The 26,081-nt window shown below is 36.9% G+C and carries 26 protein-coding genes and 1 riboswitch; of the genes, 8 read left to right on the top strand and 18 right to left on the bottom strand.

The features are described 5' to 3' along the window. Nucleotides 1-108: 108 nt before the first annotated feature. On the bottom strand, nt 109-672 hold the full coding sequence (locus IGI58_RS15755; RefSeq protein WP_429952636.1) for a hypothetical protein: 564 nt from the start codon (nt 670-672) through the stop codon (nt 109-111). Nucleotides 673-984: 312 nt separating this feature from the next. Between IGI58_RS15755 and IGI58_RS15750 the strand changes: the two genes are divergently transcribed. The 3 genes from IGI58_RS15750 (at nt 985) to IGI58_RS15740 (ending at nt 3,943) form a co-directional block, all read left to right on the top strand. Continuing rightward, entirely contained in the window at nt 985-1,803 is an 819-nt protein-coding gene (locus tag IGI58_RS15750; protein WP_429952637.1) for a helix-turn-helix domain-containing protein, read from the top strand. Nucleotides 1,804-2,073: 270 nt separating this feature from the next. Next, entirely contained in the window at nt 2,074-3,381 is a 1,308-nt protein-coding gene (locus tag IGI58_RS15745; RefSeq protein ID WP_429952638.1) for a murein hydrolase activator EnvC family protein, read from the top strand. Nucleotides 3,382-3,508: 127 nt separating this feature from the next. Then, nucleotides 3,509-3,943, top strand: coding sequence for a universal stress protein (locus tag IGI58_RS15740; RefSeq protein WP_225534091.1), 435 nt, complete (start codon nt 3,509-3,511; stop codon nt 3,941-3,943). 51 nt (nt 3,944-3,994) lie between these two features. Here the strand turns inward: IGI58_RS15740 and IGI58_RS15735 are convergent, their stop codons facing one another. The 8 genes from IGI58_RS15735 to IGI58_RS15700 all read right to left on the bottom strand — a co-directional run bounded on the left by IGI58_RS15735 (nt 3,995) and on the right by IGI58_RS15700 (nt 12,742). After that, entirely contained in the window at nt 3,995-4,753 is a 759-nt protein-coding gene (locus tag IGI58_RS15735; RefSeq protein WP_429952639.1) for a methyltransferase domain-containing protein, read from the bottom strand. A 195-nt stretch (nt 4,754-4,948) separates the two neighbouring features. Beyond that, on the bottom strand, nt 4,949-6,322 hold the full coding sequence (locus IGI58_RS15730) for a glycoside hydrolase family 1 protein (RefSeq protein ID WP_429952640.1): 1,374 nt from the start codon (nt 6,320-6,322) through the stop codon (nt 4,949-4,951). A gap of 733 nt (nt 6,323-7,055) precedes the next feature. Continuing rightward, the gene (locus IGI58_RS15725; protein ID WP_225534094.1) at nt 7,056-7,391 is read right to left on the bottom strand and encodes an antibiotic biosynthesis monooxygenase; all 336 of its coding nucleotides are present in this window, start codon (nt 7,389-7,391) and stop codon (nt 7,056-7,058) included. Then, nucleotides 7,392-8,831, bottom strand: coding sequence for an ABC transporter ATP-binding protein (locus IGI58_RS15720; protein WP_429952642.1), 1,440 nt, complete (start codon nt 8,829-8,831; stop codon nt 7,392-7,394). Then, nucleotides 8,828-9,526 carry an energy-coupling factor transporter transmembrane component T gene (locus IGI58_RS15715; protein ID WP_429952643.1) on the bottom strand — a complete coding sequence of 233 codons (699 nt, stop codon included), beginning with the start codon at nt 9,524-9,526 and terminating at the stop codon, nt 8,828-8,830. Before IGI58_RS15715 ends, IGI58_RS15720 begins: the two co-directional genes overlap by 4 nt. Beyond that, on the bottom strand, nt 9,501-10,118 hold the full coding sequence (locus IGI58_RS15710; protein WP_429952644.1) for an MptD family putative ECF transporter S component: 618 nt from the start codon (nt 10,116-10,118) through the stop codon (nt 9,501-9,503). The genes IGI58_RS15715 and IGI58_RS15710 overlap by 26 nt, the downstream gene beginning before the upstream one ends. Nucleotides 10,119-10,366: 248 nt before the next feature. Beyond that, nucleotides 10,367-11,011 carry a pyroglutamyl-peptidase I gene (gene pcp, locus IGI58_RS15705; protein ID WP_429952645.1) on the bottom strand — a complete coding sequence of 215 codons (645 nt, stop codon included), beginning with the start codon at nt 11,009-11,011 and terminating at the stop codon, nt 10,367-10,369. 231 nt (nt 11,012-11,242) lie between these two features. Further along, nucleotides 11,243-12,742: an Lsa family ABC-F type ribosomal protection protein gene (locus IGI58_RS15700; protein WP_429952646.1), complete on the bottom strand. Its 1,500-nt coding sequence runs from the start codon at nt 12,740-12,742 to the stop codon at nt 11,243-11,245. 439 nt (nt 12,743-13,181) lie between these two features. Here IGI58_RS15700 and IGI58_RS15695 point away from each other — a divergent pair, with 439 nt between their 5' ends. The 3 genes from IGI58_RS15695 to IGI58_RS15685 all read left to right on the top strand — a co-directional run bounded on the left by IGI58_RS15695 (nt 13,182) and on the right by IGI58_RS15685 (nt 15,426). Continuing rightward, nucleotides 13,182-13,565 (top strand): VOC family protein, encoded by a 384-nt coding sequence (locus IGI58_RS15695; RefSeq protein WP_176372767.1) that lies wholly within the window; start codon nt 13,182-13,184, stop codon nt 13,563-13,565. Nucleotides 13,566-13,580: 15 nt separating this feature from the next. Next, complete coding sequence (locus IGI58_RS15690; protein WP_429952647.1) at nt 13,581-14,420, top strand: Cof-type HAD-IIB family hydrolase; 840 nt, start codon at nt 13,581-13,583, stop codon at nt 14,418-14,420. Between the two features lie 154 nt (nt 14,421-14,574). Next, a complete protein-coding gene (locus IGI58_RS15685) occupies nt 14,575-15,426 on the top strand; it encodes a MurR/RpiR family transcriptional regulator (protein WP_429952648.1) in 852 nt (283 codons plus the stop codon). Between the two features lie 67 nt (nt 15,427-15,493). On the opposite strand, the gene IGI58_RS15680 is transcribed toward IGI58_RS15685, so the two are convergent. Continuing rightward, nucleotides 15,494-16,606 carry a glycoside hydrolase family 3 protein gene (locus IGI58_RS15680; protein ID WP_429952649.1) on the bottom strand — a complete coding sequence of 371 codons (1,113 nt, stop codon included), beginning with the start codon at nt 16,604-16,606 and terminating at the stop codon, nt 15,494-15,496. A gap of 357 nt (nt 16,607-16,963) precedes the next feature. Between IGI58_RS15680 and IGI58_RS15675 the strand changes: the two genes are divergently transcribed. Continuing rightward, nucleotides 16,964-17,362: a VOC family protein gene (locus tag IGI58_RS15675; protein WP_087639895.1), complete on the top strand. Its 399-nt coding sequence runs from the start codon at nt 16,964-16,966 to the stop codon at nt 17,360-17,362. 252 nt (nt 17,363-17,614) lie between these two features. On the opposite strand, the gene thiT is transcribed toward IGI58_RS15675, so the two are convergent. Further along, on the bottom strand, nt 17,615-18,208 hold the full coding sequence (gene thiT / locus IGI58_RS15670; RefSeq protein WP_087639894.1) for an energy-coupled thiamine transporter ThiT: 594 nt from the start codon (nt 18,206-18,208) through the stop codon (nt 17,615-17,617). A 54-nt stretch (nt 18,209-18,262) separates the two neighbouring features. Continuing rightward, nucleotides 18,263-18,361, bottom strand: a riboswitch (TPP riboswitch). Nucleotides 18,362-18,528: 167 nt separating this feature from the next. After that, nucleotides 18,529-18,990, bottom strand: coding sequence for a phage tail protein (locus tag IGI58_RS15665; protein ID WP_429952650.1), 462 nt, complete (start codon nt 18,988-18,990; stop codon nt 18,529-18,531). A 160-nt stretch (nt 18,991-19,150) separates the two neighbouring features. Here IGI58_RS15665 and nrdI point away from each other — a divergent pair, with 160 nt between their 5' ends. Continuing rightward, nucleotides 19,151-19,585 carry a class Ib ribonucleoside-diphosphate reductase assembly flavoprotein NrdI gene (nrdI, locus tag IGI58_RS15660; RefSeq protein ID WP_429955270.1) on the top strand — a complete coding sequence of 145 codons (435 nt, stop codon included), beginning with the start codon at nt 19,151-19,153 and terminating at the stop codon, nt 19,583-19,585. A 55-nt stretch (nt 19,586-19,640) separates the two neighbouring features. On the opposite strand, the gene IGI58_RS15655 is transcribed toward nrdI, so the two are convergent. From IGI58_RS15655 to IGI58_RS15630, 6 genes are all read right to left on the bottom strand, one after another. Then, the gene (locus IGI58_RS15655; RefSeq protein WP_429952651.1) at nt 19,641-20,612 is read right to left on the bottom strand and encodes a diaminopimelate dehydrogenase; all 972 of its coding nucleotides are present in this window, start codon (nt 20,610-20,612) and stop codon (nt 19,641-19,643) included. Between the two features lie 83 nt (nt 20,613-20,695). After that, nucleotides 20,696-21,808: a hypothetical protein gene (locus tag IGI58_RS15650; protein WP_429952652.1), complete on the bottom strand. Its 1,113-nt coding sequence runs from the start codon at nt 21,806-21,808 to the stop codon at nt 20,696-20,698. Beyond that, nucleotides 21,805-22,923 carry an ATP-grasp domain-containing protein gene (locus IGI58_RS15645; protein WP_429952653.1) on the bottom strand — a complete coding sequence of 373 codons (1,119 nt, stop codon included), beginning with the start codon at nt 22,921-22,923 and terminating at the stop codon, nt 21,805-21,807. Before IGI58_RS15645 ends, IGI58_RS15650 begins: the two co-directional genes overlap by 4 nt. Continuing rightward, nucleotides 22,923-24,284 carry a F390 synthetase-related protein gene (locus IGI58_RS15640; RefSeq protein ID WP_429952654.1) on the bottom strand — a complete coding sequence of 454 codons (1,362 nt, stop codon included), beginning with the start codon at nt 24,282-24,284 and terminating at the stop codon, nt 22,923-22,925. The genes IGI58_RS15645 and IGI58_RS15640 overlap by 1 nt, the downstream gene beginning before the upstream one ends. Next, nucleotides 24,250-25,092, bottom strand: coding sequence for an MBL fold metallo-hydrolase (locus IGI58_RS15635; protein ID WP_429952655.1), 843 nt, complete (start codon nt 25,090-25,092; stop codon nt 24,250-24,252). The genes IGI58_RS15640 and IGI58_RS15635 overlap by 35 nt, the downstream gene beginning before the upstream one ends. Beyond that, a complete protein-coding gene (locus IGI58_RS15630; RefSeq protein ID WP_087639887.1) occupies nt 25,089-26,081 on the bottom strand; it encodes a 3-oxoacyl-[acyl-carrier-protein] synthase III C-terminal domain-containing protein in 993 nt (330 codons plus the stop codon). The genes IGI58_RS15635 and IGI58_RS15630 overlap by 4 nt, the downstream gene beginning before the upstream one ends.

Raw genomic sequence — 26,081 nt, 5'->3', positions numbered from 1 at the left:
GTTTTTGTATTAGATAATCAAATTTTTGAGTACACAAATTAGAAAAATCATTATTGCGCCGCAAATAAAAAGACTTCTTATGCGTATGTTATTCATTAAGAAGTTCCTTTAACGCCATGTATAACTTTTTAGTCGCCAACAAATAGCTGCCTTTTTCATTTTCAATTTTTGGTAGCCCCTGTCCCATAACTCTTGCGCAAATTTCAATCGGTTTTGTTCAGACGTCGTTTTTATCACAATATACATTTGAGTGATCGCTTTACGGTTCATTTTATACTTTTTACGGTTTCCACCGGTGAACCCATAAAATATTTCTACACCCTCAGATTTTTTTGTTCTAGGAGAATTTTGAACCAATTCATTGTGTGCCTTCTTGATTCTTTTTAATAACATTTCTGTATGCTGAGGATCAAACTGATGATAGATGATAAATTTATGCAAACGTGTGTATTCTATTTTAGCGATATGATTATAAAGTCGTGAAGCATAATCAAGCCCTTTATATAAAATATTCGCACTGAATGACATGTTTACCATCATCTTGTATTGCTGAACAAATGCTTCTTCTAGTTTTCGTCCGTCGTTTTGAAAAGGAACTTCTCTATTCAATTTTTCCAAAAATTCATACAATAAATAATTTTTGCGTTCTTCCAATTTGGCCGTTTTTTTCATTTTCTTCTTCCCCCTTTTTACAAATAATGAATAAATTTCGGTAAAAATAAATAAAAACAAAATGCTGAGATAGACAATTATAATTTTATGTACCAGTTTTTAAAACAAAGGAATAAACTAAAAACATTAACTAAATCAGCTCAATAGCATGTCGTGCTTTCACCTCCTTCACCAAACGAATGAAACTATTTCGGCATAAAAATAGATTATCATTTAAAAGAACAAAAATCAACAACAAATTGACAATTAAACACTACAATTAATCTTCAAAAAGTGATATAGTAGAAAAGAGAAAAAACAGGAGGTACTATCTTGAAAATAGATTTAAAAGCAGCAGGACAGCGAATCAAAGACATTCGTTGTCAGCATAATTATTCTATGGCACGTTTTTCAAAATTAGTCGGAAATTCTAGTGCCAGCACAGTAAACAATTGGGAAAAAGGCAATAATCTGCCAAAAGAAGAACGTTTAGAAAAATTGGCTATTCTTGGCAATACAACAGTAAATTGGATTCGTTACGGCAGCTTTGAAGAATATGTGATTCGTTTACTGTCTCAAAATAAATTAAAGGCTTCACTTCAGAAAGATCAATTACAACTACTGATGCAAACATTAACAAAACAGAAAATTTCTTATTTGCAAGATCTAGAAATCTTGACCACTGCCCATGAGCTATTTCCAGAATTATTTGAAACGACTTATCAAATCAAGCTCTCACAAAAAAGTAATTTAGTGATTTCAGAAGATCCTATGGTCTATAGGATCGAACAAGATCGTCAATATCGGACAGATTTTCTACCAAAGATCGATGCTTTATTTCACAAATCGATTCAGAAGCAAATCAATGATATTCTCTTATTTCAATTATTTGATCTATTAGAGCGTGCTGAAAAAAATCAACTTCTTCCTTCACTTACCCAGATTTTCTCTATCATATCTGATGTCGTGACCAATGATATTGCCTATGATGACCCTCATGAAGCAAAAATCGTGAATTATTCAGCATTTAACGATAAAAAAACACGTCAAAAGAAGTTGCCTGATAAAACAGTTCAAAAGAGGTATACTCAGGAGAAGGATACTCTTCTAGCACTTTTGGATGCCTTCTACATTGACCACAATAGAAAGTAATTTAAGGATCTTTCTATATACTTTTGTTACTGTAAAGACCTAGATGTCATATATTACAATTAGATGATAAGTTTATTTCCAGATTTTAAATTTCATCGCTTTTTATTAATCTTATGGTTCTTAAAGGATTATTCCTCGTAGATTATGGTATACTTTTATTTGTGTTATCAAAGAATATATGGTGGTGCAAAGCTAGTAGCTGGATGTCTTTTGAGCAGCACTTCTTGTTCCATTTCTAAAATATGAAAATTAAAAAGCGAGGATGTTACTTTGAAGAAGAAATTATTACTTACACTTTCATTTATATTGTTAGTCCATGCAGCGCCTATGAGCGTATCTGCTGAAGACATCGATCAAAAAATCGATAGCCAAACGAAAAAAATCGAAGAAATCATAAAAAATGAACAAGACGCTAAAGAATATTTAGCTACTCTAGAAACTGAAATCGAAACAATCGAAAATGAATACCAATCTGTGCTATCTGAAAAACAAAAACATGAAAAAGAAATGAACAAACTAAATACAGATATCGCAACTTTGGAAACAAAGATCGAAAAAAGAAATGACCAGTTAAATGCTCAAGCAAGAGTTACCCAAACAAATAATGAACAAGAATCAGTTCTAGCTGTCATTCTAAATTCTGAGTCGATTTCAGATGCTATTTCTAAAGCATTGGCAGTAAACACATTAGTCACTGCGAACAATGATATTTTGACCGCTCAAAAAGAAGATAAAGAAGAACTTGATAAATTGAAAGTTTCTTTAACTAAAACATTAGAAACGCTTGAAAAGAAAACTGCTGAGCTTGAAGAAAAAGAAGCTGCATTGACTGAAGCGAAGTTAGAGCAAAATGTAAAAATCAATGAAATTTCAGCTGCCCTTGCAACTGAAAAAGCAGAGAAAGATAAATTTGTTAAACAAAAAGAAGAAGCTGCAAAGAAAAAAGCCGCTCAATTAAAAGCGATCGCCGAAGAAAAGAAAAAAGAAGCGGAAGCAAAAGCAATCGCTGAGAAACAAGCCAAAGAATTAGCAGCAAAAGAACAGCAAGCTGCAGCAGCTTCAAAAACAACTGATTCAGAGAATACCACTACAACAGTTCCGGATACAAACACAGTTAGTACGGTTGAGACCCCTTCTGACTCTAACGACAGTCAAGAAGTTGTGACGCCACCGACTTCTTCAGGCGGCTGGGCTTCTCCTGTTGCAAGCATGATCGTAACAAGTGGATTTGGCGGAAGAGAAGATCCTACGGGGATTTCTGGTTCTTTCCATGATGGTATCGACTTTGGGGGCGCTAGCGGCACTCCAATCATGGCCTCACGCGGCGGTGAAGTCGTAACAGCAAATTACGGAGGTATGGCTGGAAATCATGTTGTTATCAAACATGATAATGGCTACTATTCTTACTACTTACACATGAGCAGTCTGAGCGTTTCAGCTGGGCAAAATGTTAGTGCGGGACAAACATTAGGTGGTATGGGAACAACTGGTAATTCAACAGGAGTTCATTTACACTTTAGTATTTCTACTGGTTTATGGAGCGGCTTTGTAAATCCTGCCCCATTCCTAGGTTTGTAATCATTTATATAAAGATAAGAATTTTGGGAAGTTCCTGATTTTCTTATCTTTTTATTTTGTGCAATTATTTAAAGTCCTGTACAGAACATGATATAATTAAGATAGATAAAGAAAGGTGATGAGTAAAATGATCAATGACTACAAAAATATTTTAGTTGCTGTTGATGGATCAAAAAATGCTGAGTTAGCATTGCAGCATGCGGTTGCAATCGCTAAAGAAAAAAATGCCACCTTATACTTGCTTTCTGTCGTTGATGAAAATGCGATCAGCCACAGCTCTTATGCATATTCAAAAGTTTTAGCTGAAGAGAAAGAAGCGATCGAAAAAGAATTATTGAAAAATATCTATTATGCCACACAACAAGAGGTCCATGATGTGATTCCTCTTGTTGAAATCGGAAATCCTAAAGAAACGATCGCAACAATCGTTCCCGCCAATCAATCCATTGATTTGATCGTTGTCGGAGCAACAGGAAAAGGACAGATTCAGGCAAATCAACTCGGTACTACTACAAGCTATGTTGTACAGTATGCACCTTGTAATGTTTTAGTAGTTAAATAATAATAAGTAAAAAACGTAGGAGCTGCTGATAAGCGCTCCTACGTTTTTTACTTATTTCTCTAGTTTAGCGATCAAAATAAAACGATGTTGAAGATTTTTGACTTCACCATTTAGTGATAATTCGTTTTGCAGCTTTAGTAACTCATCAAAATGGACTGCTACCGAAAAATTTGGGTACTCCCAAGGAATTCTTTTCATGTAGTAAATCAGTCCTTCCATATCATAAAATTTTTGATAAGGAAAAAATTCTTGACAGAAAATCAAACTGAAATTTGTTTTTTTTAGTCCTTCTCCAGCAGTCTTTAAAGACCAACTTGTATGATCTCTTTGTTCAACCATCTTCATCTTTTCTGAAAGAATAAGCCCATTTTTTTCTCCAACCTGTTGAGTGATAAATAATCCACCCGATCTCAGAACACGTCTAACCTCTCTTGGATCATAGGACTCATGACTATTTAAAACGATGTCGAATGAATCATCTGGAAAATCTAAACGATCTGTTTCATCAACATAAACGATTGTAATTCCCAAAGGTTTCAGTACCTTTTGAAGTCGCTCATAGTTAGGCAGCCACCCTTCCGTTACACTTGTTCGCTTATAGGGGTGATCAAAAGTCAATAATCGTTCCCCTCCTCCTGTTCCCATATCTAATAGAAACATTGATTCTTTTAAATATTTACGAACAAGATCATCATAAGACCAAGGTAACTCTTCTACGCTCCACCGATTCTCCATATAAGAAAAATCCCATCCGAGAATATTCTCCTGCTCAAGTGATTGCCAATATTTCTTTTGTTTTTCTTTTTTCATAACCGCTTCTCCCTTACTTAATCGTTATACAGTAAGATCAATACAGTTATTTTTCTGATAGATAAATTTTGGCTCAATACAATCTCTATCAGATCATAACTGTATTGAGCAGCTACCTCGATGCATCACTTTTCCTCCTTTCATTCTAGTAAAAAATAAACAGCCATTGAGATTTTTTAGTTGAGTATACTGATATTATTTTAGCCCATTATGATCGATCAGTTCTTTAAACCAATGTCCGCTTTTTTTCAATCTGCGCTGATCAGTTTCTAAATCTAACTGATAAAAACCATATCTATTCTTATAACCATTCAACCATGACCAACAATCGATGAATGTCCATGAATGATAGCCAAAGCAATTACTTCCTGCCTCGATCCCTTTATACAGCTGTTCCAAATGTTCTTCCATAAATTCGATACGATAATCATCCTGAATCATCCCTGTTTCATCCATAAATCGTTTTTCATCAGCGACGCCCATACCGTTTTCAGAAACATACCAAGGAATATTTTTGTATTCATTTTTGATCATCATTGCCACATCATAAAGCGCTTCTGGAAAAATTTCCCAACCGCGGTAAGGATTGATTTTTTTATTTGGCCAGTCATAATGAGCGTAGAAATCTTCTGGTGAGCTTGCCGGATGATTGACCCGTTCGGGTGCTTTAACACGGCGCGGCTGATAGTAGTTCATACCAATAAAATCGACTGTATTTTGTTCAATTTCTTTTAAATCTGTTTTTGCCGTAACTGGAAGTAACTGATTCTCAGCCAAACAATCGATCAGTTTCTTTGGAATCGTTCCTAAAACAGCTGGGTCTAAAAAGCTTTTTGTGTTCAATAAATCTGCGATTTCCGCCGCCTGTCTATCTTCTACAGACTCACTTCTTGGATAACAAGGAGAAACATTCAAAATAATACCGATTTCACCTGGATAGTTGCCATTTCTAAACATTTTTACAGCCATAGTATGCGCCAGCAACGTATGATAGCCTACTTGAACTGCCTTTTTAAAATCATTGACTGCCGGATAATGGTAGCCATACAAATAACCACATTCGACATGAACCATGGGCTCATTGAAAGTCGTCCAATACTCAACTAGATCGCCAAACAGATCAAAACAGGTCTTTGCATAAAACGCAAATGCATCTACAGATTCACGTACTTCCCATCCACCTTTTTCCATCAGCCACCAAGGCATATCAAAGTGAAATAAATTGATGATCGGTTTTACCCCATTGACACGAAGCTCCTCAAAGTAGGAACGATAAAATTCGACTGCTTCCTGATTGATGCTTTTTCCATCTGGTAATAAACGAGTCCAAGCAATGGACGTCCGAAAGGAATTCATATGAATGTCTTTCATCCGCTTCACATCTTCTTTGTAAAACTCGTACATATTTGTTGTGTGTTCTGGCCCTTGGTCTTTTTGGAATTTTTCCGGTGCTAATTCATACCACTTGTCCCATGTTGAAGGACTTTTTCCGTTTAATGAGCTGTGACCTTCTGACTGCGGAGCTGAGGTCGCTGCTCCCCATAAAAAATGTTTTGGAAATTTTTTCATCTAACCGTCTCCTAATTACCTATTTTTAATGTATCTAACACTAACTCGTAAAACATCATATTTGCTTATGAGAACCACTCATGAGCCCATTGGGAGCATTGATTGATTCCTTCAAGCATCAACTTGGGATCGTCTTTTGCTTGAATGAGCATCTGTTAGATAACTTCTTTCTCTGCCTGATCATTCGCCGTTAAAAAGATTTTTTTAAAGAAGTTGCTTTATCGTATTCTGATAGATCTTATCATCCATCAATACGTAGTTCTCTACGTCATCTACTTCATAAGCATAAACGTTTTTCCTTTGATGTTCAACAATTCTCTATTGTTTTATAGCTAATTCTATTTATCTTGCTTGCTCTGTTTAGGATCGATCTGTATAGATAGTTAAAAAGATTTCCTTTAAGTAACCTAAATCACAGCGGCAAACGATTTCACAAAAATCAGATAATTGTACGTACAACGATCGGCACTTAGACGAAATCCGAACCAAACTGAAAAAACAATTCCGATAATCTATTTTTTAAATCTTTTTATGTAATTATTACAATGTCATTCATATTGATCAGATACAAAAAAGGCCATGACATAACTCTATAAGTTACGGCATGGTCTTTTAGCAATGAGTAAACGTAGAAGTAGAAATGACTTCACTTTGTTTCGATCATCTCTCTCTAAGTATCAACATCAAGGTCTTTATTCTCAAAGCTCTATGCTTCTGGTTTGACTAGTTTTCCTTATGTCAACACTTCATATTCGGCAATCGTACTAGAAATAATCCCAGAGGATTTTGACTTTTCTCTCGACTCTTTCTTTTCTGAATTTCTTTGATGCATTTGTTTAAAAGACTGACTTTTTACCCAATTTTTTTGGTGCTCCTTTGATACCCAGCGACTTAGCACAACTAATTCTGTGATTTCTGGAGTTTCTGGCAACACTCGATACATCAACTGAAAATTTAAAAATCCTTCAACTGCTTCCATGCTTTTTTTCGTATGACCTGCAGTAAACTGCTGAATAATTCGCTGGGAATGTTCTGTTTCTGCCTGGATCGTATTCGTTACAATATACATTTATTTCCCTCCATGATCGATCTCTGTATTTTCAATAAAATAGTCATCGATGATTTCTCCTTGATCAAAATGCACGATTCGCTGGCATGTTTGGCTAAGAAATTCTTTATCATGTGAAATGATCAAAACCAAAATATCTCGCTCCTTCAACCAACGTATTGTTGCGGCAACTTCTTCCATATGCATCAAATCAAGTCCACTTGTAGGCTCATCAAAAATAATGATCTTCTTTCCAGATAAAACAGCACTGGCAATCGCGACCCGTTGTTTTTCTCCACCTGATAAGGTTTGAGGATGGCGAAAAAGCAGCGGTTCTAAATGAAGCATCGCAATGATTTGATCGATTTCTTCACTTTCTTTTGCATGTAGACAGATTTCTTTTTCTACAGTTTCAAAAAATAGCTGTAAATTCACATCCTGCATGACAACAAAACTTTCTTTGATCAGCTCTTTAGGCGTCATTGTTTTTTGATTCAATAGGATTTTCCCAGAACGCGGCTTAATGAGACCTGATATAAGTTTTGAAAAGGTAGATTTTCCTGCACCATTATGACCGATGATGCCTGTTACAGATGAACTAGCTAGCTCTAAATCAGGGATTCTTACAGAAACTGATCCGCTTCTTCGATAGTAAAAATCCAAATTTTGACAAGTTAGTACATGCTCTCTTGAAACTTTCGGTGATTCTTTTTTTATAAGAGCCGTTTGCTCAAGCGAACGCAGTCCTAACTGACGTATCTCATCAGGTGATTTTTCATTCATTTCTTGTCGTGTATATTGTGTCACGATCTCCCCTTTATCCATTAGTATATAGCGATCTGCAAGCTCTTTTAAATAGTACAAACGATGTTCAGAAACTATGATCGTCATTCCTAAATTCTTGAGGATTTGTAAATATTCTTTCAGTTTTTCAACTGTTTCACCATCTAGATTACTCGAAGGCTCATCTAATAAGAATAAACGATGTTCCAACATACTTGCAGAAGCAAACGCAATCAACTGTTTCTGCCCACCGGATAAATGAAACATGCTTCTATCTAAAAATGGTGTCAACGAAAATAATTCTGCGATTTCATCGATTCTTTCAATAATTTCTGTCCTAGGTACACCATAATTCTCCATAGCAAATGCTAATTCTGAATAAACATCATTTGTAAAAAATTGTGTTTTAGGATTTTGAAAAACCGTACCGATATCACGAACATACTGGTTAAATTCTTTCGTTAAAAAGTCGTGTCCTAAAATCGTTCCTTCTCCTGTCAGATCTCCCGTATATAATTCCGGTATCAAGCCATTCAACAGTCTAAGCAGTGTCGATTTTCCACAACCGCTTTTTCCACATAAAACAATAAATTCACCAGGCTGAACAGATAGATCGACGCTCTTGATCACTGTCTCTTTATCCTCATAAGCAAATGTCATCTTTTTTAAGTCGATCATCCAATCTTCCTCCCAAACAACATACCTAGAACAAGAAGGCCCATCAATACATAGTCCTGTATTTTTAAACGAATCTCATAAATACTTGTATGGGCTGTTGGAGTAGCCAATCCACGAGCTAGCGCAGCTGCTGATAAATCCAATGACGTATTTTCTGCTGACATCAGTACGGGAACAATGATGTATTCCATTGTTTGAAAAGGATGCATAAATAAATCTACTGTCGAGACAGCGATCCCCCGATACTTCATAGCATTTCGGATACTTTTAAAATCTTGAAAAAGAGTTGGGAAAAAGCGAAATAGTACCGTTAAAGGAATGATCAAGCCAAAAGGTATACGGCATTTTTTTAATGCTGCGATCCATTCACTGATTTTTGTCTGATTCATTGCAAAAGCTGCTGCCATAACCGTCGGTAATAAACGACGATTCCCAACCAAAAGAAAATCAAAAAAAGCTGCCGCTCCATTATCTATGTAGGGAAATAACAAATGATCACCAAGAATGAACAACCAGAAAATCGCATAGAAAATCGTTCCTTTTTTAAATGCACCATTTAAAATAAACAGTCCATATAACAAGCTCACAAAAAGTATTTCAGCAGCAAATGGTAAAGGGAACATCAGCAAAAAGCTTGCAAATAAAATCGTACATAACTTACTTCTAGGATCAAACGTTACGTATACTTTGCTCATAGTTCTTCCCTTTGGTTTTATCAAAATGCTTCACATAGATTTTTTGTCCAATCAATATACCTAAAACACTACAAACAATAACAGCGATCGTACAAAAATAAAACATGCCCGTCGTGATCGGTGTAAAGACTTTTTCGATGTAGACTGAATCTTTGCCGCGTGCAATCAATGCATCGATGTATGCATTTTTCATAAACCACAATGGCAGCACAGGACCCATCAATCCAAAACTAAAAACAGTATAACTGATCATCGTCCGAGCTTTTTGTGGTAATTTCGTTTTATATTGCAGTAAATCTGCAGCGACTGCACAAATAATACTTGGTAAGAATGATAAAGGAAAATGTCCAGATATCAGAAAAAATAATCCCATCACACTTCCCATGATCGTAATCGCACCGAATCGAGGAACACGCTGGATCACTAATAAATAGACGATTCCAGCGAACAAAGCAGTCGCACTAGGAATCAAAACATTGTTAAATGTAGGAATCGTGAATGTTAGGATCGCCAAGGCGATCGATACAATCAAAAAATAAATAGCAGTATAAATACCAATTGAAATAAAATCTTGAATTTTTAATTTTTTCATTTTTCCGGCCCTTCTTGCTTTACTATAGATAAAAATAATAACTGCCCATAGACAGGACTGTTTATTTTAAGTAGATATCGTCCTTTAGTCAACAGATCAGTTAAAAAAATAGCTGATGGTTTGTTACGTTCAAAAGGATGGATAGCCCGTCTAAAGAATCCTTGATCCACTCCTTTCCTTATTGAGTTAGTATAACACAAGCACATGATAATGAGAATCATTATCAGTAAAATTGAACTCACTTTTGATCATTGAAGTGTTCCAGCATTTTCTTCACTATCAAACGGATTCGTTACACACGCTTCAATAGCATAATAAAGACTGTCACAAATGGTTGGAAGTGGTAAACAAGCCGTTCCAGGTGCCCGATCAAGTACCTGTCCAGGCTCAAAAGGAACATGGATAAAGCCACCTCGTACATCGGGATATTCTCGATCGATCAGATATAATAGTCGATACATCACTGCGTTACAGACAAAAGTACCTGCCGTATATGAAATATCTGCAGGTAACTCATGAGCTACTACATTTTTTCTCATTGCTTTGATCGGTAGGTTCGTAAAATAGGCCGTTTCTCCATCTAACTCTAGTTTAGCACCTATCGGCTGATTTCCTTTATTATCTGGAATTCTTGCTTCGGCCAGATTGATCGCTACACGCTCAAAAGAAATGGCACTACGTCCACCAGCTTGCCCAACACAAATGACGATATCAGGCTTCATTTCTTCGAGAAGCCTCTTCAAAATAACACTACTTTTTTCAAATTCAGTGGGAATTTCAGCTTTGACTATCGTCGCTCCAGCAATTCTATCCGGTAAGAGTTTTACAGCTTCATATGAAGGATTTCTTGATTCTCCTCCAAACGGATCGAACCCAGTTACCAATACTTTCATTGTACAAATCCACTTCCTTTCAGCTAAAATACACCGATTTCTTCTTCAGTGTTTTCATATAACATTTTTTCTCCCCATCTTCCATAATTTTCCAATTTTCACCATAAATGTGTTCTAAACATCCATAATCATCATAAGAAAGAATGAATTTGTGCTCTCTCTTTTCATCACGGAATAAAAGAAAGTGCTCTTTTATTCCGTACTCTACATTTAAATCATTAATAGACTAGATCATGCTTTGACTAACGGTATAATCTGTGTGGCAATTTTTTCTAAAAAAGCTTGATCATGCTCTACTAAAAGCATGGTTGGCTTGACGGATAAAATCAATTGCTCTAACTGCTCTTGATTAAATACATCCAAATAATTCAAAGGTTCATCCCAGATATAAAATTCTGCTGGCATCGCCAAAGATTTTGCCAGTTCAACTTTTTTACGCTGCCCCATACTCATTTGCTCGATCCGATTATGAAAAACGTCTCTTTCCATCCCGAGTTTATGCAAATTATTGAGAAATTCTTGGTAATTTAGTCCTTGTGCTTCTGAGAACTCCGTCAATGTTCCTTGATTATCCTCATAATTTTGGCGGACATAGCTGATGTTCAATTTTTCAGGACGATTTATTTCTCCTGAACTTTCTCCTTCGAACTGATTCAGTAATAAACGAATGATCGATGATTTTCCTGAGCCGTTTGCACCAGTCAATGCAAGTCGATCTCCTTGACTTAAAGTGAAAGAAACAGGTTGAAACAAAGGCTCACCTTGATAGCTTAAAGCTAAGTGTTCAACTGTCAATAGGCGCTTATTGTGTCCAGGTTGATAGTTCATGGTCAATGGATCGATATACTCGATATCTTTCAATAAGCTTTCTTTTTCAGCGAGCTGTGTTTCCATCCTACTCTCGATCGATTTTGATCGTTTCATCGTACGTGCTGCCCGAGCACCGATAAAGCCTGTATCGTAAATTGCTCCACTACCTTTTTCAGAAGCTTTTCCATACTTATCTTGTTCTTTCGATCGAGACCATTCAGCTTTTTCAGCAGCTGTTTTTCGGAGACGAGTGACTTCTTTTTTTAGCTTTTCATTTTGCGCTAGCTCAAACTCATCTTTTATCTTCTTTTGTTCCTCATAAACAGAAAAATTTCCTTGATATAATTCCAGCTGACTCTTCTCGATCGATAATACATGATCAACGACGTCGTCTACAAAAGATCGATCATGACTAACAACGATAAATCCCTGACGTTTCTTTTTCAAGTATTCTGCTACTTGCTTGCGACCTGCGATATCTAAATGATTAGTCGGTTCATCGATCAGCGGAAAATGCTGATCATCAATGAATAATAAAGCTAGCAGCACTTTCGTCTGCTCCCCACCAGATAATGTTTCAAACTGACGCCATAAAATTTGCGGATCGACATTCAAAAGATTCAACTCACGTTCGATTTCCCATTGTTCAAAATCACTGATCTCCTGTAAAACATAAAAAGTCAGCTGTTTTTTATCCTTGATCGGCTGCGGGAAGTACAAAAATTCTAATTGATGGTTGATTTGTCCGCTATAGCTTAGCTTGTTCTGTAAAATATTTAAGAGCGTCGTTTTTCCCCGCCCATTCCTTCCAATTAGACCTAATTTCCAGCTGGTATCGAAATTTAGATTTGCTTGGTCAAATAAGAGTGTTCCTTGATTATCATATCCAAACGTTAGTTGTTTGATTTCAATTTTTGACATACTATCACCTCGTTAAAAAAAGCGGAAGGCTGCTTTAAACACCTTCGACACTTTTCAGAACTGGCTTACTCATTTATCTGTACACAAAAAGACCCGTACACTGAAAAATCATCGCCAATCCTGAAAATCTGCACACTGCTCCCTTGAAATACTTCAAGATACAGTCTGAATGCAGCTTCAACAAATTGACTTAATTTTTCAATGCACGGATCCCTCTCTTCGTTTTTATTGTTTTCAATATAGCATGAGGAAATATTACTTGTCAAGAACTGCCTTTTACGGATGGATAAAGTAAATAGCTCTGATACTTTTTTTTCAGAAAAAAACTTACTTTTATTATACTTTTGAAAAGATTCTATCAATCTTTCTAGTCCCATACTTTATGTGATGGTTTTGTTTTATACTGAGAGTGTAAACATTTGCAAACGGAGGGATTATTTTGAAAATAGAACATATTGGATTATGGGTTCGTGACTTAGAAGCCATGCGAACCTTTTATCAGACATATTTCAATGTAACATCATCGGAGCTTTATCATAATACTAAAACAAGTTTTCATTCTTATTTTTTGACTTTTGAAGATGGTGCTAGATTAGAGATCATGCAGCGTGAAGATGTTACAAATAGCACTGGCACCAGTGAAAGCTTAGGCTTTGCCCATTTAGCGATTTCTTTAGGAAGTAAACAAAGCGTTGATGCGCTGACGAATGTTTTAGTGCTGGAGGGCTATGAATTGTTAAGCCCCTGCCGAACAACTGGTGACGGCTATTATGAATCAGTGATTGCTGATCCAGAAGGAAATCGATTGGAATTAACTGTATAGTGAGGAGAAACGAACATGACTATTAAAGCAATTGTATTAGATATCGATGGTACTTTGTTAAATGATAAAAAAGAAGTATCAAAAAACACACGAGAGGCCCTGATCGATGCACAAAAAAACGGGATCAAAGTCGTATTGGCTTCCGGCAGACCAACTCCCGGTATGTTAAAATACGTTGAAGAATTGAAATTGGATCAATATAATGGGCTGCTTGTTTCATATAATGGCGCACATGTTTTAGACGTTTGCACGCAAGAAGAACTGTTCAGTCAACCTCTTTCTACTGAAACAGCAAAAGCTATTTTAGAACATTTAAAACAGTTTGATGTGAAACCAATGATCGCTCACGGTGACTATATGTATGTGAACGATGTTTTCGATGGTATCCTTGATCTTGGCACTATGGGTAAACAGTTCAATATCATTGAGTATGAATCTCGCGGCGGGAACTTCCAGTTATGCGAAAAAACAGATTTAGCTGCTTTTGTTGAATTTCCATTACACAAAATTTTAGTGGCTGCTCAACCAGAATATTTACAAAAACATGCCGAAAACATTTTAGCCCCTTTTAAAGATATAGTGAGCGGCGTCTTTTCTGCTCCAATGTATTTCGAGTTTACTGATCAGGGGATCGACAAAGCTCATGCTCTAGAGCAATCGCTTAAGCCTTTAGGAATCCAGCAAGAGCATATTGTTTCTTTTGGTGACGGACATAATGATTTGTCGCTCATCAATTACGCTGGAATCGGTATTGCAATGGGCAATGCGGTAGATGAATTAAAAAGTGCAGCGAACAAAGTTACAGCGACTAACAACGAAGATGGAATTGCAAAAGCATTGGCAGAGTTACTTTAAAACAGCCGTTTCAGTTTTCATTATTTATTCAACTTTTGAGTGCCGAACCAAACGTAGAAATAATGCTTGGTTCGACACTCTTTTTTACATAAATGGTCATTATCAGGTATACTGAATTTAGTAACACGAACATCATTGAAAGGTAACTGATATAATGAGCCTATTTTTTAAATTAAAAAGCTTAGATTCTTTAACTGCTAGTGAACAAACTCTCGTTGATTACATTTTAGAAACGCCGGATGAGGTGATCCACTTTTCTCCACAAGAGTTGGCAGAACATTCTTACGTGTCGATTTCAACCATTTATCGTTTGATCAATAAGCTTGAGCTTGATGGTCTGAATGATCTTAAACTCGCCTTAGTCAATGATTTAAATGAGCACCGAACGACACCGATCATCGATATAGACTATCCTATTTCTGCCGAAGACAATCTCTATGCAATGACGACCAAATTGAAAACAGTATACGAACAAACTGTACAATCCACCATCGATACAAATAATTTTGATCAAATGACAGCAAATAGTGATTTATTGAAACAAGCGAAATATATCGATGTTTATGCTTCTTCCGCAAATATTTATTTTGCTCAAAACTTTCAATTTCAACTGCAGGAAATCGGGAAACGAATCAATGTCCCCATCGATGATTACACACAAAACCTGAGTGCAGCGAATAGTACACCAGACCATCTGGCGATCGTTGTTTCATATGAAGGACGAGGTTCCAGTGTCAAAAAAATCTTAGATACCTTAAAAAAGAATCAAAGTAAAGTACTATTGATCACCTCTAAAAATAGCCCTTTACTTAAAACAAAAGTTGATGACGTCTTTCTTTTTTCATCCTTGGAGAACCATTATAACAAGATTTCTTCTTTTTCCACCCGCATGTCCTTGATGTATATCTTTGATTGTCTCTACCTTAGCTTTTTCAATCAAGATTATGAAAAGAACCTTGCCTATAAATTAGCCAACTATCAAAAGATGAATCCTAACTTGATATAAATGAAACACCCAGCTGAAAATTTACTCTATCAGCTGGCTGTTTTTTCAACTGTTTAAAACTAAACATCTACCGATTTATCAAGCCTATGTCCATTTTCATTTTTAACACACGATACACAGATCGATCCAATGCCTCTGTTGTATACACTCCTTGTTCGATTCCTTGCAGCACATAGGGAATCTGTTCTTGAAAGGAGGAAGATAGAATCAAGTCATTGCCGGCTTGCAGTGCAGCTAAACCTGCTTCTTCCTGGGGAATAAATTCGGCTAATCCCGCCATATCCATATCATCTGTCATGATCACGCCCTGAAACCCTAACTCATTACGCAATAAATCATGGACTGGTTTTGAAATAGATGCCGGCATTGTTTCATCAATACTTGTTACAATATTGTGAGACACTAAGACACTATCAGCGCCAGCCGAGATCCCTGCTTTAAAAGGTAAAAAGTCGTTCGTTTGTAATTCAGCTAAAGTTCTTGTATCATAAACGATTTCGACATGAGAATCTCGATTATTCCCATAACCTGGAAAATGCTTCAACGTAGAAACAAGCTTTTGATTTTTCAACTCTTCTACGCTTGTTTTTATATACTCACTTGTTTTACCTGCATCTAATCCTAGCGTCCGATCGTAAATAAATGCTTGAGGATCAGTAGCAACATCAGCGTCAGGGAAAAGACCGGCTTGAATACCGTAAGAGTGTAAAACAGTGGCTTTTTGCTGAATATCCCTACGAATTCCCGCTAGACCTGAAGCTTGATAAATTTCTTGGGGTGACTGAAACGCATCTGCAACTAAATCAGTTCCTCTACTTAAACGAGAAACAGTTCCACCTTCCTCATCAGAGGCAATCAATAATGGAATTTTACTTGCTTCTTGATAAGAAGCAATTTTTTCTTTTAGTGTCTCTGGCGTCTCCATTTCTACATCGCGCCCAAAAAGTAAATAGCCGCCTAAATGATTCAGTTGAATACTCTCGATCTGACCTTCAACCGGCACACGAGCTAAGAATAACTGACCGACTTTTTCTTCCAAGCTCATGGAAGCCATCAACTTTTTGATTACTTCATCCTGCGTTTTAGCTGAAGTTCTTTTTTGTGTTGAAGAAGTTGTTGTACTACTCGCCAAAGTTGTTTCTGATCGTTGACTTGTTTCCTTTTGTTCTTTTTGATTCATGACTAAAATCACTCCCAAGCTGATAACAAAAATAAGTAATAAGAGTAAGATCGCAGTAATAAATGTTCTTTTTTGATTGATAGTCGTTCCTCCTAATTTAAAAGCAGCTCATTGCTTTGATGCTGTTTATTTTCTTCATACCGCTATCACCCATCACTTTAAATCTCTATGTTAGCTTCTGCAGCGAAAGATCTAGGTGACAATCTAAGTATTCACTCCACTCATTTTAACAGTTTCTACCATTGAAGTGCCAGTCACACAACTTTTTTTGAAACGTGAACGCTAATTTTTGACAAAAAAGTAGCCGCGTGAGATGCTCTAGTCGTATAAAAATAAAAAAAGAGAGGTTGATTTTCTATGGCTACAATGGTATTTGTCAATTTTCCAGTAAGTGATGTTAAACGAGCGACAGAATTTTATGAAAAATTAGGTTTTAAAAAAAATGAAGAGTTTTCTAATGAGGAAGCAAGTTCAATGGTTTGGGATGATAATTTTTGGATCATGCTGTTGAACCATGACTTTTACAGTAAATTTATCAAAGAAAAAACAATTGCAGACGCCAGAACGACAAGCGGTGTCTTAGTATCATTCAGTATGGAAAGTGCGGATGCTGTAAAAAAATTTGGTGAAACAGCCAAAGCAAACGGTGGAGATTTTTATAAAGTTGATATGGGCATACCAGAAGATCAGATGTATGGTCTTGAGGTACAGGACTTAGATGGCAATACATTAGAACCAACTTGGATGCAAATGTAAACCAATAACTAAGATGAAAAACGATGACTCAAAAAGTACGTGACACTTAAAATCAAACTTGCTGCATCTTTTTATCATTGTATATTTTAGAGGCTGTAATATAATTAGCAATTAATTATATTACAGCCTCATTTTTCATACTATTCAACTAAAATTTTCTTCTTTTTTGCTAGACAGAATTTACTCTAAAATAAAGAATACGAGTTGATCTGTCAGCATAATTCACCTACTAAAACATCGGTCAAGTCTTTTTTATTTTTTTTGCTGAAGAACATTCACTAGCTTTCCTGGAAAAAATAAATTCGGATTGATTTTTAGCAGAGCAATCAAGAATAAAGCTGTCACAACTGCTGTTGCTAGACCGCTAATGCCATTCATAACGAATGAAAACAGCCATGGGTTCATTCCCCACAATGCAAAGCTTCCCCAGAAAATCACACCGGCAATAAAATGCCAGAAATAACGCATCAATGTCCCTAAAAATGTTGCATAACAAATGATCGACACACTCTTTTTAAACGTACCATTTTGGATCGACTGCTGTAGCTTCCCACTAAAAACGCCCGCAAATCCTGCGAAACCAAAGGCCAAAATGTATTCAATCACCACTTGAACTGGGGTCAAATAATACACTTGGGCTAACGGAAAATGAAGTAATCCCCAGATAAATGCTGAGAAAAAACCAGCCTTCGCCCCTCTTCTTAAAGCAAAAAGAGTCACAGGAATCATCCCTAAAGAAATTGAAAAACTGCTGCCGATATTTGTTGGAATAAAAGACAAAATCATGGCAATCGCCGCAACGATCGTTCCTTCGATCCACACTTGTAATTCTTTTTTTCGTTGCATAAAAAAACTCCTCCTTTAGAACAACCAATTCACAAAGGAGGAGTAAAATGCATATATTTACTCCATCACAATTCCTACGCTCGTATTAACGAACAGGTTCGAAGGGTTTAGAGTAGGTACTCAATCTCAGCCAAGGCTCCCCTTTGTGATGGGTTCTATTTAATTTTTAGTTCGCATCTATTCGACACTACAATAAGCCTATCATGTCTAGCGAAAAATGTAAAGCTTTCCATTTCGCCATATTTCCATTGGCTATAAGATACACAAAAAACATTTAGAAACTAACTATAGACGTTTTTATAATGCTTATCCTCAATTATTCAATATTCACCTTTGATCACAAAAAACGAACCGCGAATCGTACCAGCAAGCTTTGATTTTTGGCGTGCAAATTTAAATTTCCCTTCAAACTCAGCCGGGATATCGATTCCATCAGATAATTTGAATCCAACAGCTCGTTTTCCCCCGTCTTCTAACGTATACATCACGTTGACAGATAAACCATTCTCGTAAAACACATAAGCCATTTTGATTCCATCAACTTCAAAACTTGAAACTTCTAGTGGTTTATACGGAAACGTCAAATCACGTTCTGCCAGAATTTTTTCGATCCAAGCTAGCGTTTCTGGATCTTCACTTGCAGGTACTGTTACAAATTCATGCTTGTATTTATTCCAATAATAACGCGCCTCATTTGCTCGTAGGCCGGCCATTGCTTCAGCTGCTGGTGAGCTTTCAAAGCCAACTGTCGATACACTTTTAAAATCTACTTTATAAGACATGAAGGTTCCTCTTTTCTAGTTTTATATGCTTATTATAAGAAGACGATCAATTCTTTACAACTATTAGAACTGACAATTATTAATAGAAAACTATTGTAATTTCGCTGCCCTTTAACTATAGTAGACTTGTAAAACATTTAACAAGCGGAGGGGCTAAATGATGAAGATCTTGTATATATCTATCTCGGGAAATACCCGTTCCTTTGTAAAACGTCTCGTTGATTATGCCGATACTCAGCATAATGTTCAAATCAACGTAGAGGAAATCCATGAAAATTCAACGTTCGAAGATGAGACAGAACCATTTTTCACCTTCGTTCCTACTTACTTGGATGGTGGAAACGGCGTAGATAATGGTGATACCGAAATATTGACAGAAACGATGCGGGAATATTTAGATTATCATGATAATTATCGTTATTGTCTAGGAGTTGTCGGTAGTGGAAATAAAAATTTCAATCATCAGTATTGTTTGACTGCTAAGCAGTATGCAGAAAAATTTGGTTTTCCTTTTTTGGCAGATTATGAGCTGCGCGGAACACAGGAGGATATCGAACATGTCTATCGTATTTTAGTCAATACAGCTAAAGACTAAATAAACAAAAAAACTTGCGTTTCAGTTATAACTGAAACGCAAGTCTTTTTGCTTATTATAATAGTTCTTTTCTTAATTCTTCATCTGTTTTTGGTGACAAATATTTCGGCGGAATATCTAATACAGTAAATGCACCGAACTGCTCCTCCTTAGCCAAACGAACACACGCTCTCGCATAAGCGACCAAAACGCTTGCTGTAAATTCTGGATTACTTTCTAGTTGAAGATTGTATTCAATGACTTGCTTCGTATCTTCATGTGTTGTTCCAGTGTGCAACACAGTACCTCCATGCGGCATTGCCTTATGCTCTTGATCCAATTCAGCTTGGGAAATAAAATGTACTTCCGTGTCATAATCTGCAAAATAATTCGGCATCGAAATGATTTCTTCCCGGATTTTTTCTGCGTCACTGTCTTCTTCCAACACAACAAAACATTCTCTAAAATGTTTATCTCTTGTCGTCAAATTCAATGTTTCACCAGCTTTAAGTTTAGCGATGACTTCGCTATTTGGGATCGTATATTGAACAGCATCACTAACGCCTTCGATTCTTCTGAGCGCATCTGAATGTCCCTGACTGACTCCTTTGCCCCAAAACGTATTCGTCTCACCAACAGGCAAAATACTTTGTGCATATAAACGATTCAAGCTGAATAGACCTGGATCCCAGCCAGTAGAAATGATCGATGTTGTTTGATTTTCCTTTGCTGCTTGATCAACTTTTTTAAAATGCTCTGGAATCTTCGCATGGGTGTCAAAGCTGTCGATCGTATTGAATTGTTTTGTCCACTCCGGTGTTTGTGTTGGCAGATCTGTTGCTGACCCACCGCATAGAATACACACATCGATAGCGTCTTTTTTACCGTTCAATTCATCCATCTTATAAGCTTTTGCCCCTTCGGTTTGAACGGTCTCAGGTGCTCTTCTTGTGAATACTCCGACTAATTCCATATCTTCATTTTGTTTGATCGAACGCTCAACGCCGCGTCCAAGGTTCCCGTACCCAATAATTGCTACTTTGATCATACTTACATTCCTCCACTTCTCTTGAATTTGATTATAACAAAAGAAAAGATTTTTTGACAATCCTCTTAAAAAATTTCTGATTATTAAAACACATGCTTCTTGCTGATATAAACGAGCAACTTGTTTAACTTCTGTAATAACCATAAAGAATACTTTTTTCTAGAGGAAGCCGATGATTTGAAATAGATATACTCAGGAAGGTACACTGCTCCCCGGGAAAGTTTAAAAGAGCCTACTCCAGAACTCATATGAAAGACTTTTGTTTCATCAACACGCAACAATGTATAATAGGTCAACAACCGATAGATCCCAACTTTTTTAGGATAACTTAAATCATAACCTAAAATAGGAACCGTAAGCATACCATCCAATTCCCAACTCATTGTCACTCCGACTAATTTTTCATCTTCAAATATTCCTGTAAAACAGGTATTTTCCGCACTTGCCATCGATTCAATAAATGTTGGTGTGTACTGCGGATTAATTTGAGAATATTTTGTAATGTACAATTGCGAATACAGTTCCACGATACGTTCGCTGTACGCTTTAACATCAAAATCTGTACGCACATCCAAGGTTGTTTTAGCAGCTAGTCTACGGTCATTGTTAAAACTCTTTTTTTGTTTAATGGTTTGTGCTTGATGAGCGATAAACACCTGTCGAGATATAAAAGGCTGATAGTTTAGAGTAGCTAAATGGGTCATCAGCTGCTGATTTAGCAATTGATTTTGTGAACGATAGACGATCGTTTTAGTTGGGAATCGTTGCTTCAAAAGTGTTTCGATTTCTTGAAGCTCTTCCAATGAAAACTCTTGAAATAAATTTGTCGATAATAAATAATTTCCCACATAAACCGCTTCATCTATTGTTTTCGGGACAAATATTTTTATAATCTGAAACACCTTAGTTAAAATTTTTTTACCTTTTATATTGGTTAAGAACAGCTCCTCTTGCGCATAATCTAAATATTGCGCTCTTAAAGAGGTGGGATAAGTTTGGCTATCTTGGTACGTAGCATCAACAACTAGGAGAAGCTTTTGTCCGACTTCTAATGCATAACAATCAGCATTGCTGCAGTTTTCAACTAAATTGGAAAGATCATTACTTAGAAAAGTTTGAATGTAACTGTACAATGGATGTTTGGTCAAGGGACATTCAGCAAAATCAACACTTGAATATAAACGTGCTTTCATCATTCCATGTCTCCTTTACTACTCTGCTGATAGGGGTATGAAATATCATGAACTACATAATCCGTGATAGTAAGCTTTCGTTTTCTTGCTCTGATGAAATAAGACATTAAGACCCATGGCATCCACAACCAAGTCTGCCAATCGAATGCTTCAGCTAGCACATCACGTGATTGTCGATATCGCCTGAAAGTTTTTCTCCATTCACGATGATAAAGTATTTTCCCCAACCAAAGCAGTTTGATTCCATAATGTGTCTGATTCACCTCTGATAAATTGCTGCCATTTTCTTCTAGAAGACCTGCCAGAATCCGCTGACTGTCCAATATTGAGCCGAAAGTCAGGCGCGGATTACACTCGATCGGAAAAAAATTTTCTCCATCAAACATAAAGTCAAAGCTAAAAATCCCTTGATCCCCTAAATTTTCGCTTAACTGTTTGACGATTTGGGTCAATGTAGCATGTTCAAATGGAATATACGTGATACTGGCATAATTTTCTATTCCTAAATTGGTATCATATGCACAATATGAAATCAAGCGACTTTCTCGAATCATCAATGAAACACAAATCTGCTGACCAACGATTTTTTCTTGGACAATCATTTTAGCCTTTGGTTGCTTTTGGACAAGCTCAATCTCCGAAGTTATGACTGATTGACCAAAGCGAGAATACACAGGTTTTAATAATTGGCTGGAAAAGTCAATCGAATGCCCTTGATACAATTCAGTTTTTGGAGCAGTTAAACCAATATCTTTACACCAGTTGATAAAATCTAATTTATTGTGTAACTTTTCCAATAGGTCCTGAGAACCAATCAAAAATGTCGTTCCCAGCGCTCGAATTTCCTCTTGAAGTAGTCCATAGTAAAGCGTTTCTTCATTGATTGGCAGAAACAACTCGATATCAGTCACTTCTAGAAAGTTCAAAACTTCCATTCGAAAAGTTTCCCAATGAAATACAGGTGAAGCAACCACTTGGACTTTCGTAAAAATAGATGAATACGTTGCAAAAGTCGGTGAAAGATGTTCCAGCATAAAGATCTCATGACCTTGTTGCTTCAGTTTATTCCCGAAAAAAAGGGCTAACGGAGAACGCCCGCCTGATAATGCGATCCGCATCAGCGCTCTCCTCCTTTTACATTAGAAATCACACGGCGCATTTTTTGGTCTTGTTCATAGTCTAACGAAGCGACATTAATAGTGATCGTTAATGCCTTTTGTTCATCGACATCTTTTACTAATGCTTTAAGCTTTGCTTTTACAGTCTGTATGATTTCTGATTCAAGTGCCTGCGGTGAAAGTTCCAAGGTTACCTCAATTATTTGTCTCGTTTGCTGGATGCACTTAAATTGTCGGATTTCCTCACTTGAGCGTGTGATCGCATAACGAATAAAATCAGGAAAAATGACTTGTGCTTCTTTCCCTTCACCAAAAATAAAACAATCATCCTCACGGCCTTCAATTTTTTCCAAGGCTATAAACGAACTACCACAAGGGCAAGGAGTCACCCGCTCAACTAAGATATCAGTATGACGATAGCGAATCAAAGGCTGGGTAGTTCTATAAAGATCCGTGATGATTGGTACAAATCGAGTAGAATCATCTGCTAAGTACTCTTTTTCAATATAAACAATCTCTTCATTCAAATGTAGTGTCCCATGATGACAGCTGATTCCAAGAAAGCCTTCCGTTGCTTGATAGATTTCTTTTAATCGACAGGATAATCGCTGCTCAATAAATTCTTTGTCAACTTCTTCCAAAACTTCGGCAATGCTGAAAACTTCTTTTAGTGAGAAATCCAGTGATTCTTTGTCAAAAAAATGAGCAATCATTCTGAGCATCGATGGCTGCGCAACGATCACATTGGGTTTCAGTTGTTTTAACTGCTTCAAATTTTCTTCTACTGGATGCAACAAATCAAAAAAATGAAGCTGAATATTTCCTTGGTTGATCATCTCATACAAATTGTTATTGGCGCGCATGAAAAAGGCGATCACAATTGCTTGTCCACGAAATTTTTTACGGTCTAAGGCTTTATTCATCATAGCTGCAGACCACTGGACAGTCTCTTCATCGCTTACTAAAAAGACGCCTTGATTCCCTGTAGTCCCAGAGGAAAGACCAACAGAAACTGTGCCTATTTTAGGGGCAAAATCACGATTCTCTTCCGCTTGAAGAGCAACTTTTTTGGCTTGCACTAGTGAAATTCCCTTGGTATTTAGCTGGTCGAACTCTTTCATCATCACAGCCTTATTCATGATTGGAAAATCGCTGAGACTGATTTCTTCTTGTTCGTTTATAAGGCTTCTATAGTAAGGGGATTTAGACACTATCCTTTTCAAATGACGGTTTAAACGTTTTTTCTGAAATTGTCGGAACCTTTTAGGGTGCTTTATGCTTAAATATCTTTGATAGCTTACATCTAAATAGGTACTTATAAAAGGTTTAATTTTCTTGATAGTCAACGATGCAGCCTCCATTCTCTTGATCCCATCGTTTCAGCCAATTCAGTGAGTTTTGACAATGGGAAAGCACGATTGGAAGATCAGGATTTTCTTGATGAATTTTCGCTAACATCCGGATATTACGTTTCATTTCTTTATAATCGTGCACGATTAATTTAGTCACAATTTTTGGAAAACGGTGTTCGGTAATCGATTCTACATGCCAGGCAACATCAATGGCCAGTAAAACGGGGCCTTCTACTGTTTGAACATAAAAAATCGATTGTCCGACAGCATGCCCTTCCATTGGAATCGCACAAACACTGCGATCGCCAAATAGATCATATGCTTCAACTTGTAGCTCGGGTAGGTTTATTTTCTTACTATGTTCAATAAAATCCGCCTGTTCTATTGATTTAGGCATTAGCTCTGTAAAAAAGCCTTGTCTTAATTGTTGAATACGCGGCTGCTTTATTAGCCCTTCGATTTCAGAAGATATTATCAATTTCCGATAGTTCAGCTCCCCTAATCCGCCTATATGGTCCGGATGGAAATGTGATAAAATCACCCATTCGTAAGTCTGTACAGCTATAGAGCATTTTTCATTTACAGACTCTTTCTTTTCAATAAATAATTTCCCGTAGACAATTCGCGGCAGTGATGCTAAGCGAGATAAAAACTGATTGCCATAGCCTGTATCAATTAAAATCTTCCCTAGTTTTTCGTGCTCAAGTTCAATGCAATAAATGGGGTATTCCTTTTTTCGAAATGTTCCGCCAGCTTTGGTCCAAAACGGACGCTGCATCGCCTTCCCCGTTTTAATAACTGTTATATGATTGATCATCGGCGACTGATCCTTAGTAACTGTCCGCCGATCGACATTCCTGCTCCTGTTCCTAGAAGTAGAACAATCTTTTCTTTAAATTCTTCTTCTCGTTTCAACAAATACTCGAAGGTGAATGGAATTGAAGCTGCAATCGTGTTTCCAGTTTCTTCAATGATATTGATTAGCTGCTTATCTGAAAATTTAGCCAACCGTCCAGCGATCTTCATACCAGGACCACTCGCTTGATGCGGCACAACAAAATCGATAGCTTTTATCTCCACTTGAGCTTCTGCTAAAAGATCACTTAAAAAATCCGGCAATTTACGGCGCATCGCTTTGATCAATTCAAAACCGTCCATATGGAAATAGCGGTCTTGCTCATTTTCAGGAATAAAATCAGCGCTTCCTCCAGCTTTGATCTCTGCTGCATGAGCATATTCAGGATAGGTCATAAACCTTGCGCCTAAAACCTCAACATCATACTGTGCTTTGGGCTGCTTAGCTGTAGAAAAAATAAATGCTGCGCTCGCATTTCCGATTAAAGCACTGCTCTCAAACTCTTCTGGATCTAGAGCATCATCACCAGCTTCCGCAGAAACGATTAAAATAGTCGAGTATCTGCCAGTTGTAAGAAATGACTGTGCTATTTCACAAGCGCTGATGAAGCTTAAGCAGGTGGCATTAACATCAAAGCACGGAATCGGATGATCCTCTGCTAAAAAGTGTTCTGCAATCAAACTCGCTGTGCACGGAATCGGCTGCTCAAATGTACCTGACGCACAAATCAAAAGATCTAAGTCCTGATACGTCAATTGTGCATCATTTAGAGCTGCAGTCACTGCTTTTGCCGCTAACTTTGATGTTCCTTCGTCATAAAAATGACGTTTGGCAATACCTGTTCTGCGTTGTGTTTCTCCTGGTTCTAAATTGAAATGCTGATCGACTTCTGTCGATAAAACGACTCTTTCAGGCAAATGACGGCCTGATCCAACAATTGTAAATTTCAT

The organism is Enterococcus sp. AZ020, assembly GCF_050499205.1.
Lineage (GTDB): Bacteria > Bacillota > Bacilli > Lactobacillales > Enterococcaceae > Enterococcus_L > Enterococcus_L dunnyi.
This window is presented reverse-complemented; position numbering and strand designations above follow the sequence as displayed.

What these genes read in the sequence shown, in the direction of transcription:
- IGI58_RS15755 (WP_429952636.1), bottom strand. Translation starts at nt 672, where the DNA reads ATGAAAAAAACGGCCAAATTGGAAGAACGCAAAAATTATTTATTGTAT.
- IGI58_RS15740 (WP_225534091.1), top strand. Translation starts at nt 3,509, where the DNA reads ATGATCAATGACTACAAAAATATTTTAGTTGCTGTTGATGGATCAAAA.
- IGI58_RS15735 (WP_429952639.1), bottom strand. Translation starts at nt 4,753, where the DNA reads ATGAAAAAAGAAAAACAAAAGAAATATTGGCAATCACTTGAGCAGGAG.
- IGI58_RS15730 (WP_429952640.1), bottom strand. Translation starts at nt 6,322, where the DNA reads ATGAAAAAATTTCCAAAACATTTTTTATGGGGAGCAGCGACCTCAGCT.
- IGI58_RS15725 (WP_225534094.1), bottom strand. Translation starts at nt 7,391, where the DNA reads ATGTATATTGTAACGAATACGATCCAGGCAGAAACAGAACATTCCCAG.
- IGI58_RS15720 (WP_429952642.1), bottom strand. Translation starts at nt 8,831, where the DNA reads ATGATCGACTTAAAAAAGATGACATTTGCTTATGAGGATAAAGAGACA.
- IGI58_RS15715 (WP_429952643.1), bottom strand. Translation starts at nt 9,526, where the DNA reads ATGAGCAAAGTATACGTAACGTTTGATCCTAGAAGTAAGTTATGTACG.
- IGI58_RS15710 (WP_429952644.1), bottom strand. Translation starts at nt 10,118, where the DNA reads ATGAAAAAATTAAAAATTCAAGATTTTATTTCAATTGGTATTTATACT.
- pcp (WP_429952645.1), bottom strand. Translation starts at nt 11,011, where the DNA reads ATGAAAGTATTGGTAACTGGGTTCGATCCGTTTGGAGGAGAATCAAGA.
- IGI58_RS15700 (WP_429952646.1), bottom strand. Translation starts at nt 12,742, where the DNA reads ATGTCAAAAATTGAAATCAAACAACTAACGTTTGGATATGATAATCAA.
- IGI58_RS15690 (WP_429952647.1), top strand. Translation starts at nt 13,581, where the DNA reads ATGACTATTAAAGCAATTGTATTAGATATCGATGGTACTTTGTTAAAT.
- IGI58_RS15685 (WP_429952648.1), top strand. Translation starts at nt 14,575, where the DNA reads ATGAGCCTATTTTTTAAATTAAAAAGCTTAGATTCTTTAACTGCTAGT.
- IGI58_RS15680 (WP_429952649.1), bottom strand. Translation starts at nt 16,606, where the DNA reads ATGAATCAAAAAGAACAAAAGGAAACAAGTCAACGATCAGAAACAACT.
- IGI58_RS15675 (WP_087639895.1), top strand. Translation starts at nt 16,964, where the DNA reads ATGGCTACAATGGTATTTGTCAATTTTCCAGTAAGTGATGTTAAACGA.
- thiT (WP_087639894.1), bottom strand. Translation starts at nt 18,208, where the DNA reads ATGCAACGAAAAAAAGAATTACAAGTGTGGATCGAAGGAACGATCGTT.
- IGI58_RS15665 (WP_429952650.1), bottom strand. Translation starts at nt 18,990, where the DNA reads ATGTCTTATAAAGTAGATTTTAAAAGTGTATCGACAGTTGGCTTTGAA.
- nrdI (WP_429955270.1), top strand. Translation starts at nt 19,151, where the DNA reads ATGAAGATCTTGTATATATCTATCTCGGGAAATACCCGTTCCTTTGTA.
- IGI58_RS15655 (WP_429952651.1), bottom strand. Translation starts at nt 20,612, where the DNA reads ATGATCAAAGTAGCAATTATTGGGTACGGGAACCTTGGACGCGGCGTT.
- IGI58_RS15650 (WP_429952652.1), bottom strand. Translation starts at nt 21,808, where the DNA reads ATGATGAAAGCACGTTTATATTCAAGTGTTGATTTTGCTGAATGTCCC.
- IGI58_RS15645 (WP_429952653.1), bottom strand. Translation starts at nt 22,923, where the DNA reads ATGCGGATCGCATTATCAGGCGGGCGTTCTCCGTTAGCCCTTTTTTTC.
- IGI58_RS15640 (WP_429952654.1), bottom strand. Translation starts at nt 24,284, where the DNA reads ATGGAGGCTGCATCGTTGACTATCAAGAAAATTAAACCTTTTATAAGT.
- IGI58_RS15635 (WP_429952655.1), bottom strand. Translation starts at nt 25,092, where the DNA reads ATGATCAATCATATAACAGTTATTAAAACGGGGAAGGCGATGCAGCGT.
- IGI58_RS15630 (WP_087639887.1), bottom strand. Translation starts at nt 26,081, where the DNA reads ATGAAATTTACAATTGTTGGATCAGGCCGTCATTTGCCTGAAAGAGTC.